Here is a 10,607-nt window from a genome sequence, read left to right as displayed (position 1 = left end):
GTAACCCTCGACCGGCGCGCACTGGGGGCGCCCCCGCGCCGCCGAAAAGATCTCACCCACCGATGAGGAAGGCCCCCGGCCCTCACGGGGGGCCGTCGGTGTCGGGGCGCCGCCAGGGACTCGAACCGCGGACCCGCTGAGTCTGGCGCCCCCGGGGGGCAACCCCCCGACCCCCGGCCGCCCCTGCGGGCACCGGAGGGAAGCCCCGATCCGGCCCATGACGAAGGCCCCCCGCTCTCGCGAAGGGCCTTCGGTGTCTGTGCGCCGCCAGGGACTCGAACCCCGGACCCGCTGATTAAGAGTCAGCTGCTCTAACCAACTGAGCTAGCGGCGCCTGCTGACGTCGTAGACCTTAGCATCCTGATCGGCGGGAGGAAAAATCGATATCCGCACTGCCGCGCGGGCCGCCCGTACGGCCGCCCAGAGGAGGATCTCCGGGCCCGGTAACCAGGGGTGACGCGTGTCCGGGGCGACGAGCCAGCGGCTGTCGAACGGGGTCGGGGCGGCGTCCGTCGGCCTCGGCGCGGGGACGGTCACCGCGTCTCCGGCACCGTGGCAGAGCAGTGGCGGAACCGCTCCCGTACGGCCGAGCTCCTCCCACCGCAGCAGCGAGGGCAGCCGGTGCGCCGTGCCCGGCGCGGCGAACAGCAGCGTCCGCCCACGGAACACCGCGACCGGCCCCGAGCCCGGACCCTCGCCCCACAGCCGGTCCAGCATCCGGCGCCCGAAGATCGAGGGGACGCTGACGACGTCGAAGGCGGTACCGCAGGGCAGTACGACCGGCGCGTCCGGCCGGTCCTCCCACAGTGCCAGCGTGCTCCGCGGATACGTTCCTGCCGAGGCGAGCCAGTCGGCCCCGTCCGCGGTGACGCCGTAGACGTCGGAACGGTCGGCGAAGAGCTCCTTGGGTGTGTCGCTCATGCCTCCAGGTGTACCGGGCGTGAGCGTTCCGGTTCGGAGGGTTGCCGGAAACCGGGACAGGGGAGGGTGCGGGGGAGTATCTTGCTCGCCTGGCATATGCCAGAGCTTTACGCAGGGTCGATGGTGCCCTTGCCCTCGGCACCCCGCATCAGGTCCCGGCCGAACTCGATCATCTTCTTGGCATAGTCCTCGGTCCACTCGGCCCGTTCCGCGATGTCCGCGGGCGTCAGCCGGTCGAACCGCCGCGGGTCAGCCAGCTGGGCCGCCGCGATCGCCTGGAACTCCACGGCACGGTCCGCCGCCGCGCGGAAGGCATGCGTCAGCTCCGTCGCCCGGGCCAGCAGCGCCCTGGGGTCGTCGATGGACTCCAGGTCGAAGAAGTGCTCCGGATCGGCGGCCACCTCCGCGGGCTCGAAGAGCAGGGGCGCGGGGCGTAGCCGCTGTTCATGCCGACGCGGCGTGGGCTCCGCCATGTCTTCTCCTCCTCGTACGTTGCCGATGACCCGCCTGTCGGGAGTGGGCCGTCGTCCATTGTCTCGTGGGTGCGCAAGAGCGCCGTAAGGGCAGCTCACGGGCTCCACGCCACCCGGTGCTCCGCCAGATGCGCCAGCACCGCGTGATTCGCCTCCCACCCGTCAGGGAACTTCACCACCGTCCCCAGCTGCACCGGCTCCGTCGACGGATAGTCGTCCAGCAGTTCGCTCACCCCCGCACGGCAGACCACGATGCACGCGTGGCGGTGGCGGGAGGTGAGGACGCAGAGGCGGCCTGTCTCCAGGTGGAAGGCGGTGGCGTCGGGGCGGCCGGAGAGTGGGTGCAGGACGACCGTGACGTCGTACTCGCGGCCCTGGAGGCGGTTCGCCGTATCCACCGTCACCTCCGTGACACCCAGCTCGGCCAGGGCCGCGCGGACGGCCGCCGCCTGGTCGCGGTGGGCGGTGCCGACGGCGACGCGGTCGGCGGTGAGGGGAGCCGGGTCCGGTGACCGCTCCGACGTCGCCGCGCCACCCCGGTCCAGGAGCCGGCGTACGACCGTCGCCACCGCCCGCACCGCCTCCGGGTCGGTGCGCGGAGTGTGCCGCGCGGGCAGCTCCAGCAGGCCCCAGCCCGACTCCGCCGCCTCGTCGATCACCCGGTCGGGACCGGAGCCGTCCGACGGGACCGCGAAGGCGAGGCTCCGGTCGCCGTGGTCCGTGCCGCTGCGGAAGGGCGTGAACGGGTAGAAGGCGTCGGAGACCAGCCGTGCCGCCGACGCCGGGAGCCGCCAGGACACCGGCAGGCGGTGCTGCGGCAGCTCCGGGTTGTGGGCCAGCAGGGTCGTGACCGCCGACGCCGACGGGTCGTACGACAGCCCCGCCCACTGCTCGCTGCCCACGATCGCGAAGGGGTCCAGCTGCCCGGGGTCGCCCACGAACAGCGCCCGCTCGAACAGCCCGGCCACGGCCAGCAGCGAGTCCGAGCGCATCTGGTACGCCTCGTCGACGATCGCGTGCTGCCACGGCTCGTCGACCTTGACGTGCGCCCACTTCGCGGCGGTGGACAGGGTGACCGGAAGGCCGGCCAGCTCCGCCGGCTTCGAGGACTTCCGTACGTTCGTCAGCTCGTCCAGCGCCTTGTCGTACGGGTCCGTGTCACTGCTGTGCAGACGGCCGACCGGCAGCTCCGGGTTCTTCTCCGCGAGCCTCATGACCAGGTCGTCGACCTGGGCGTTGGTCTGCGCGACGACCATCAGCGGGCGCCCCGCCTCGGCCAGTTCCAGTGCCGCGCGGACGACCAGCGTGGACTTCCCGGCGCCGGGCGGGGAGTCGACGACGACACCGCGCCGGTCGCTGTGCAGGGTGTGGTGGAGGATCGCTTCGGTGGCCTGCGCGGCGGCCGTACCGGGGTCGAAGACCGTGGTCACAGAACATCCTCCGCAGTCATGCGATCGGCGGCCTCCCGGACCGCCTCGCCGGGCGGTCCGCCGTGCGTCCAGGGCGTGTTCTCCGGGTCGGGCAGCTTCGCGCCGCCGCGCTGCTCGTGCTCGAAGAGGGTGAAGCAGAGCCGGTCGCCCTTCTCGGGCACGGACCCGGTCTCGGGCTCCTTGCCGCGGCCCATCTTGTCGAGGACGCGCAGCACCACGCAGTCGTCCTGGTGGCCCACGAACTCGGCGGTCTGCGGCTTGCCGCCCAGGGAGCGGTACACCTTCACGCGCTCCCCGAGGTGCGGCCGGTCGTCCGTGCGGACCGTGACGAGCGGGCGCGGGCTCGGCCGCTTGCCCTCGCTGTACGTCATCACGACGTCCGTGACCTCGCCCGCGAACGCCTCCCCGGACAGCCGCCGCCCCGCCATCACCAGCGGGTCGTCCAGGGCCTCCTGCGCCTCCAGACGGGCCTGTTCGCGCTCGCGTGTGGCGAGTTTGTTGGCGGCGGTGACCGCGTCGTCGCGGCGCGGCTGCGGGGGTTCGCCGGCGAGGACACGGTCGCGGTGGCTGGTGAAGGACCAGCGGTCCCGGGTCCAGCGCTCCTCGACGCGCGCGCCCTCGGGCAGTTCCCGGAGGAGGTCCAGGCCGCGCCAGACCGCGTCCCAGGTGGGGCGGGTGCGGCTCTCGACCAGCTTCCGGATCTCCTGCTCGGCGGTGGTGAGTTCGCCGAGCCGGTCGTCCGCCTCCAGGCCGTCCTGGGCGGCGGCCAGGGCGGTGCGCGCGCGGTCGAAGCGCGCGAAGGCGGGGGCGAGCAGCTTGTTGTCGAACGCCGGGTCGGTGGCGGGACCGGCCGGCGGGTGCAGCAGCTGCCCCTTCGTGTCCCGGGCGAGCTCGGCCTCCAGGGCGGCCTCGGCGCCGGTCGGGGCCGACGGGGGTGGGTCGATCCAGGCGAGGAGCGCGCCCAGGTGCTGGTCCTCCAGGGTGGACTGGCCGGTCGCCCAGTGCCGGGACAGGATCTCGGTCGTCGCGAGCAGCAGGGCGGAGCCGGGGACCCGGGCCCGCTCCCCGAAGTGGGTCAGCCACCGGCCCAGCAACGGCACGCGCGGTGGTGCGGGGTGCGGGGACTCCGGGTCCTGCTCGGCCGTGCGCCGGAAACGCATCGAGCGCCCCAGGAGCCGGACGAGGTCGATGCCCGCGCGGCTCGGCACGATCAGCTGCGGGGCGTCCGCGCACAGCTCGACCTCGACCTTGACCCGCTTGCCGGTCTCCGGGTCGGTCTCGTTGCGCTCGGCCGCCTCGACGGACTCGGCGTAGGTGTCGACGTACGGCAGTACGACGTCCGCCAGCTCGGCCAGGAACGCGAACCGCAGATCGCGGTCGCGGGGCTGCGGTACGACGAGGAGGCGCGGGGCGTCCCGGTCGGTGCCGACGAGCGCGCCCAGCGGGGCGCCGGCCTCACCGGCGGTGGTGAGCGGCACGAGGACGAGGGGCCGGTCGGAGAGGTGCCGGTGCCGGACGGTGGCGGCGGGCTGGGCGCGGCCGGTGGTGACGGCTTCGAGGCGGGCGAGGGTGGCGATCAGTGACATGCCGGGGCCTCCAGGGCCGTCGCCTCCAGGGCCGTCGCCCCCAGGGCTTCCGCCCGGAGGGTCGCCGCTCTCCGCAGCGCCGCCACCGCCGGGTCCGCGGCGTCCCCGGCCTCTCCGCGGGCCGCCGCCAGGACCTCCGCCACGGTGGTCAGATCGCCGAGCTCGGCCCGCACGGACCGGCCAAGGGATGTCACCGCGCCGGCCGCGCGGGAGCGGCCACGGCAGTGGAAGGCCAGCTCGCACGCGGCCAGACACTCGGGCGCGTACGTCGCCGGCACCGACTCGACGGCCGCCGTCAGCTCCTCGGCGGGCCGGGTGGGGTCGAAGCAGGTGCCCTCGGGGAGCGTCTCGGCGATGTCCTGGATACGGGTGAGACGGGCCAGCTGGCGGCCGGTGACCGCCCGCTGCTTGCGGATGTCCACGGCGGAGGCGGTGGGCAGGTTGGAGAAGTCCTTGGGGCAGACCAGAAGCACCCGGTCGCGCACCTCGGGGGCGGGGGCGCTCTCCTGGGTGAGACGTGCCGCGACCCGCTCCAGTGCCAGTACGTACACCGCCGCCTGCCGCGCCGCCGCGCCCACCTTCGCCGGGTCCGCCGAACCGTCCAGCATCGGGAACGACTTGATCTCCACGACCGTCCACGTGCCGTCCGGGTGCACGACCACCGCGTCCGGCTCCAGGAAGGCGGGGGATCCCGCGACGTCCAGCGCGAGCATCGGGTGGTCGAGCAGCGTCCACTCGCCGGCCGCCTCGGTGGCCTCGCGCAGCGCCAGCGCGGTACGGGCCGTGCGCCCCTCCGGGCCGATCGCGGTCAGCTCGGGCACCCGCGCGTGGGCGGGCGGCTCGGCGGACCGGTCCAGCCTCTCGTGGACCAACCGCAGCAGCTCCGCGCCACCGTCCGCCTTGACCTTCGCCTCGAACGCGTTGCCCCGGGTGAGCGCGAACTGCGACTGGCCGAACGCCGACGGCGAGCCGAGCGCGCCCGCCAGCGCCGCCTTGTTCACCCCGGCGCCGTCCAGGATCGCGCGCCGTCTGCACCCCGGGTTCGCCGCGAGGGCGGCCAGGGCGCGGGCATCCAGCGCCTTGGCCGGTACGTCGGGACCGCGCAGCTCAGCGAGCTGTTGCCGGAGCGCCGTCCCCCGCGTCCGAGGGGGAGGCACTCGGTTCGGCTCCGGCTGGGACCCGAGACTCGCGCTGCCGTGGAATTCGCTCACCCGCGGAAGTCTGGCATCCGGCACTGACAATTGAGGCCTGTGCGCCGGGAGTGCTCGCCGTGGCAGGCGCGAGGACCACCGCCGCGCGCGCCTTGAACCGGTCCGCGCCGCGCAGCACCAGCGGTGCGAGCAGCAGCCCGACACCCATGACGGCGGCGCCCGCGACCGCGTCGAGGAAGTAGTGGTTGGCGGTGCCCATCACCACGATCGTGGTGATCAGCGGGTAGGCGACGCCCAGGACCTTCGTCGTACGCGTGCCGCCGAAGCGCCACAGCATGACCCCGCACCACAGGGCCCAGCCCACGTGCAGGCTCGGCATGGCCGCGTACTGGTTGGTCATGCCGCCCATGCCCCGGGGCGCGCTCGCCTCGCCGCCCCACCAGCCGTACGAGCTGTACTGGGCCATCGTGTCGACGAAGCCGTGGCTCTCCGCCAGCAGACGGGGCGGGCAGGTCGGCAGCAGGGTGAAGCCGATCAGACCGATGAACGTCGAGGTCATCAGCCAGGTGCGGGCCGCGCGGTAGCGCACCGTGCGGGAGCGGAACAGCCAGACCAGGATCACCGGAGTGACCAGGTAGTGCAGCGACGCATACCAGAAGTCGGCCGGTACACCGATCCAGGCCTGGCTGGTGAACAGGCGGTTGAGCGGATGCTCGGCGTTGATGTGGAGGAACTTCTCCACCTTCAGGATTGCCAGGCCGTGGTCGACGGCATGCGTGACGTCGCCCCGCGCGAGGAGCCGGCCCGCCGAGTAGCAGGCGTACACCAGGAGGATCAGCGGCAGCTCCGTCCACCAGCGCAGACGGGTTCGCGAGGCAGCCTCGATGCCTGGTGTCTCGGCGTGCGGCATCCGATCGCCTCCCCCTTCTTGTCGCGGCGTCCGGTTGCCCGGTCTTACCACTTTACGGTGTATGTGTTCGCCCCTGTTGAGGGCCCCCGGCCCTCTAGGACGCAGAGATCGCCCGACGGGTTGCCCCCGGACAGGGTGCGGGATGATGGGTGTGGCCCGCCCGCGTTTTTCCTCGAAAGGTCCTTCCGCCCATGGCACCGCGCATCCTGCTGGCCCGGCACGGACAGACCGAATGGTCGCTGGCCGGGAAACATACCGGCAGGACCGATGTGCCGCTCCTGGAGGAGGGGCGCCGGGGCGCCAAACTACTCGGTGAGCGTCTGCACCGCGCACCGCTCGACGGCCTGCCCGGCGTCGAGGTCCGCACCAGCCCGCTGGCACGCGCGCGTGAGACGTGCGAGATCGCCGGCTTCAAGGAGCGCGCGACCGAGTGGGACACGCTCCTCGAGTGGGACTACGGCGCGTACGAGGGCATGACCCCGGCCGACATCCAGAGAGTCCGCCCCGGGTGGCTCATCTGGCGCGACGGGGTGCCCGAGGGAGAGACGCTCGCCGAGGTGACGGCCCGCGCGGACGAGGTGGTCGCCTGGGCCCGCGCGGCGGACCGGGACGTCCTGGTCTTCGCGCACGGGCACATCCTTCGGTCCATAGGCGCACGCTGGCTGGGCCTGCCGCTCGACTTCGCCGCACGGATCCGCCTCAACCCGACATCGCTGTCGGTCCTTGGCTGGGCCTACGGCGAGCCGGCGATCGAGAGCTGGAACGACCTGGGGCATCTGGCGGGCTAGGCCGATCTCGGCACGCTCGCGTGCCGTTCCAGGAACGTGGAGACGCCCGACGCCCTGCGGTGCGGCAGCAGTACCCGCGCCGTCCCCGCCAGCATCGACTGGATCCGTGACGACTGGACCTGACCCAACAGGTCCAGGACACGCATCCCCGCCGCCGCGGCCTCGTCGGGCCGGCCGCCGCGGGCCAGGTCGTCCGCCAGTTCGGCCGTGTACAGGGCGATGTTCCGGCTGAAGTGGGGGTCCTGGAACTCGGCCGCGCGGTGCGCGTGGCGGGCCGCGCGCGGCCAGTCGCCCAGCGTCGACCAGCACTGCGCCTCCAGGCCCTCCAGCTCGGCCTCGCCGTAGAAGCTCATCCACTCGGGGTCGGCGTCCGAGGGGCCTCTCTCGTAGAGGGCCTGCGCGCGGACCAGCGCCTGTTCGCAGCCGGTGCGGTCGGCGAGCCCCGCCCAGCCGCCCGCCTCGCGCAGCGCGAGCAGCGACATCAGCCGCGCGGAGCCAAGGGGCCGTCCGACGCGCTGCGCGGCCTGCGCGGCGCGCAACGCCTCCCGCGGGCGCCCCGCGTCGCGCGCGAGGAACGCCGTGTTGCAGAAGGCGTGCGACTCCAGGGCCGCGTCGCCGGTCATCCGGGCGGTCGCGAGCGCCTCCGCGTAGTGCGAGCGCGCGTCGTCGTAGCGCCCCGAGTCGTGCGCCAGCCAGCCCACCGAGATGGCGAGCTCACCCGCGCCCGAGTGCAGGCGGTCGGCGGTCGTCTGCCGGGTGGCTCCGGCGTCCAGCAGCGCGTACGCGGCGCGCAGCGGGGTCGCCGCCCGCCGGTACAGTCCGTCCGCGCCGTGCCGGTCGTCCAGCAGCCTGATCCTGCGGACCGCTTCGTCCAGGGCGTCCACATCGCTCGCCCCCACGCGGCGCACATGGCGCACGGGGCGTCCCGCGGCGGCGGCTTCGTGGGCGAGCCCGACGGGGCCCAGTGAGGCGGCGGCCGCCGTGGCGCCCCCGCCGGTGATGAATGCGCGACGCAGCACGTCGCTCTCCTCGTTGTCGTACGTCTCGTAGGGGTCCTGCGTGTCATACGGCTCGTACGCCCCCCTCGTCTCACCCGCGGCGTGCACGGGAGTTGAGACGCATACCGGGGGCGCGACCTCGGTGGTGCGCGCCCCGCGTCCGCGTACGGACGAGCGGGGGGCGAACCCCAGGTCGGTGAGCGTGCGGCCGGGGAACATGTGCAGGAACACCCGCTCGTACGCGTAGTTGGGGCAGCGGATCTCGCCCGCCTCGACCCGGCCCACATAGCGCGCGTCACAGCTGACCCGCTCGCCGATCTCGCGGGCGGCCCGGCGCACCGCCGCGGCGAACTCGGCCGGGGAGCGCTGTGCGCGCAGCTCCCGGAACGCGAGGTTCGGCCGCGGTGGCCGGGGGTACTGGGACGAGGTCATCGTTGACGACGCCATGGCCGGGTCCTCTCGTGAACCGTCGAACCATGCCGGATTCGGGGTGAGTTGTGCGTGTGACACCCTGTTTCCGGCGGGCAAGAACGTACCCTCTGTGCCCGACCCGCCACGCAGGGTTTGGCTACAAACCGGATATCTCATCCGGGATCTGCCATGAACTGCCATCCTTTGCGGCTGACTTGCGCCGTAGCCGTTGACGCCGCCGTGCGTTGAACTCCACAGGACCGGGAGCCGCCCGACTCCCGACCCGCTCGTTACGAGGAGGGGTTCCGTGGTGGTGGAGGCCGGGATGGAGACCAGCCAGAGCATCGAAGTGTGTACGCCGCCGGCGGATCGCGGCGGACCATCGGCCCCGGAGGCCGGGTGCGATCTCGTCACGGTGCCGACCCGGCAGGGCCTGGAAGCGGTCGACATCCTGCGGCGCGGGGCGGGGGACGCGGTGGGGCCGGTCCTGCACGACGACGGTGGCGACACCCTCGGCTTCGTCGTCCCGCCGGGTACGGCCGCCGCGTGGGACGTACCCGGCAGCACCTGCACGGAGACCGACGGGCGGGGCCTGCGGCTGAACCCCGAGCCACCGGTGGAGGGCTCGGACTGGCTGCTGCCGCCCGGTGAGGCGGACCTGGCGACGGACCCGGCGGTGCTGCGGGCGGCGCTGGGGGAGGCGGCCCGGCTGATCGAGGCGGCGGACAACTGCCGGTGACAGGTCGGGGGCCCGGCGCGGCCGCGGACCGCGAGCTGCCCCGGCGGCACGACCGCCTGCCGCTTGCGACAATGCCCCCATGGGAAAGTCCAGGAGCGGCCGACGCGGCCAAGCGGTCGCCGAAGCCGTCGTAGAAGCCGTCGACGGCGGCCTCGCCGAGCTCATACCCGACCGGGAGCGCGCGCGTGCCTGGACGCTGCTGATCGACGGGGCGCCGCAGTCGCACGTCGACCTGGACGACCCGGCGTATCTGTCCTTCGAGTACCAGCGCCGTCTCGGGCACGTCATCGACCTGGTCGCCCCGCCCGGGAAACCCGTCCACACCGTGCACCTCGGGGGCGGCGCCCTCACGCTCGCCCGGTACGTCGCCGCGACCCGCCCCCGCTCCACCCAGCAGGTCGTGGAACGCGACGCGGCCCTCGTACAACTGGTCCGGCGCGAGCTGCCGTTGGATCCGAACGCCCGGATCCGGGTCCGCTCGACGGACGCCCGCGAGGGGCTCGCCAAGGTGCCCGACGGCTGGGCCGATCTCGTCATCGCGGATGTGTTCAGCGGGGCCCGGACGCCGGCCCACCTGACCTCGACGGAGTTCCTCGACGAGGTCCGCAGGGCCCTCAAGCCCTCCGCCGTCTACGCCGCCAACCTCGCCGACGGGCCCCCGCTCGCCCATCTGCGCGGCCAGATCGCCACGGCCGCCGCCCGCTTCGAGCACCTCGCCCTGATCGCCGACCCGACGGTCCTGCGCGGCAAACGCTTCGGCAACGCGGTCCTGGTCGCCTCCGACGCCCCGCTCCCCGTCCCCGAACTCACCCGCCGGGCCGCCTCCGACCCCCACCCCGGCCGCGTCGAACACGGCAAGCCCCTCACCGACTTCACGGGCGGCGCCGCACCGGTGACGGACACGGCGGCGGTCGCCTCACCCGCGCCGCCGCCGTCGGTCTTCCGCTAGTACACCCCGTACGTCTAGTACGTCCCCACCTCGACCCGAGGCGCGCTGTCGTGCCAGGTGCAGAACACCGACACCCGGTCCGCGCCCGAGGCGAACTCCACCCGGATCCACGTCTCCGTCTTCCACACCTGCATCGACCAGCCCGCGCCCGGAGTCGCCGACACAAGGGTCGCCGAGGTCTTGCCGAGGTCGAAGACCGCCCGGCCGCCTTCGGTGTCGTAGCTCTTGACCTGGCCCGATGTGGAGGGGGA

10 protein-coding genes, 1 tRNA gene and 1 pseudogene are annotated in these 10,607 nt (G+C 73.5%); 3 read left to right on the top strand and 9 right to left on the bottom strand.

Going from position 1 to position 10,607, the window contains the following annotated elements; translation table 11 throughout:
• Positions 1-260 precede the first annotated feature (260 nt).
• The 7 genes from HLK59_RS44370 to HLK59_RS44340 form a co-directional block, all read right to left on the bottom strand.
• Positions 261-334 (bottom strand) — tRNA-Lys (locus tag HLK59_RS44370).
• Positions 325-921, bottom strand: coding sequence for a bifunctional DNA primase/polymerase (locus HLK59_RS44365; RefSeq protein ID WP_171147348.1), 597 nt, complete (start codon positions 919-921; stop codon positions 325-327). The genes HLK59_RS44370 and HLK59_RS44365 overlap by 10 nt, the downstream gene beginning before the upstream one ends.
• Positions 922-1,028: 107 nt before the next feature.
• Entirely contained in the window at positions 1,029-1,394 is a 366-nt protein-coding gene (locus HLK59_RS44360; RefSeq protein WP_171147347.1) for a hypothetical protein, read from the bottom strand.
• Between the two features lie 95 nt (positions 1,395-1,489).
• Positions 1,490-2,824 (bottom strand): AAA domain-containing protein, encoded by a 1,335-nt coding sequence (locus HLK59_RS44355; protein ID WP_171147346.1) that lies wholly within the window; start codon positions 2,822-2,824, stop codon positions 1,490-1,492.
• Positions 2,821-4,410: a hypothetical protein gene (locus HLK59_RS44350; RefSeq protein ID WP_171147345.1), complete on the bottom strand. Its 1,590-nt coding sequence runs from the start codon at positions 4,408-4,410 to the stop codon at positions 2,821-2,823. The genes HLK59_RS44355 and HLK59_RS44350 overlap by 4 nt, the downstream gene beginning before the upstream one ends.
• Complete coding sequence (locus HLK59_RS44345; protein ID WP_171147344.1) at positions 4,401-5,567, bottom strand: hypothetical protein; 1,167 nt, start codon at positions 5,565-5,567, stop codon at positions 4,401-4,403. The genes HLK59_RS44350 and HLK59_RS44345 overlap by 10 nt, the downstream gene beginning before the upstream one ends.
• Positions 5,518-6,471, bottom strand: a complete 954-nt coding sequence (locus HLK59_RS44340) for a phosphatase PAP2 family protein (RefSeq protein ID WP_171147343.1) — start codon at positions 6,469-6,471, stop codon at positions 5,518-5,520. Before HLK59_RS44340 ends, HLK59_RS44345 begins: the two co-directional genes overlap by 50 nt.
• A gap of 191 nt (positions 6,472-6,662) precedes the next feature.
• Here HLK59_RS44340 and HLK59_RS44335 point away from each other — a divergent pair, with 191 nt between their 5' ends.
• Complete coding sequence (locus HLK59_RS44335; RefSeq protein WP_171147342.1) at positions 6,663-7,259, top strand: histidine phosphatase family protein; 597 nt, start codon at positions 6,663-6,665, stop codon at positions 7,257-7,259.
• On the opposite strand, the gene HLK59_RS44330 is transcribed toward HLK59_RS44335, so the two are convergent.
• Entirely contained in the window at positions 7,256-8,704 is a 1,449-nt protein-coding gene (locus tag HLK59_RS44330) for a hypothetical protein (RefSeq protein WP_171147341.1), read from the bottom strand. The genes HLK59_RS44335 and HLK59_RS44330 overlap by 4 nt on opposite strands.
• Positions 8,705-8,993: 289 nt before the next feature.
• On the opposite strand from HLK59_RS44330, the gene HLK59_RS44325 reads away from it, so the two are divergent.
• Positions 8,994-9,407 carry a hypothetical protein gene (locus tag HLK59_RS44325; RefSeq protein ID WP_171147349.1) on the top strand — a complete coding sequence of 138 codons (414 nt, stop codon included), beginning with the start codon at positions 8,994-8,996 and terminating at the stop codon, positions 9,405-9,407.
• 79 nt (positions 9,408-9,486) lie between these two features.
• Positions 9,487-10,356 carry a fused MFS/spermidine synthase gene (locus HLK59_RS44320; protein WP_171147340.1) on the top strand — a complete coding sequence of 290 codons (870 nt, stop codon included), beginning with the start codon at positions 9,487-9,489 and terminating at the stop codon, positions 10,354-10,356.
• A gap of 14 nt (positions 10,357-10,370) precedes the next feature.
• On the opposite strand, the pseudogene HLK59_RS44315 reads toward HLK59_RS44320, so the two are convergent.
• Positions 10,371-10,607: pseudogene (locus tag HLK59_RS44315) on the bottom strand (hypothetical protein); the annotation flags it as partial.

The sequence above is a fragment of the Streptomyces sp. S3(2020) genome, assembly GCF_013044505.1.
GTDB lineage: Bacteria > Actinomycetota > Actinomycetes > Streptomycetales > Streptomycetaceae > Streptomyces.
Note: the sequence above shows the minus strand (reverse complement) of the source record. Positions and strands in the feature narration are given on the sequence as shown.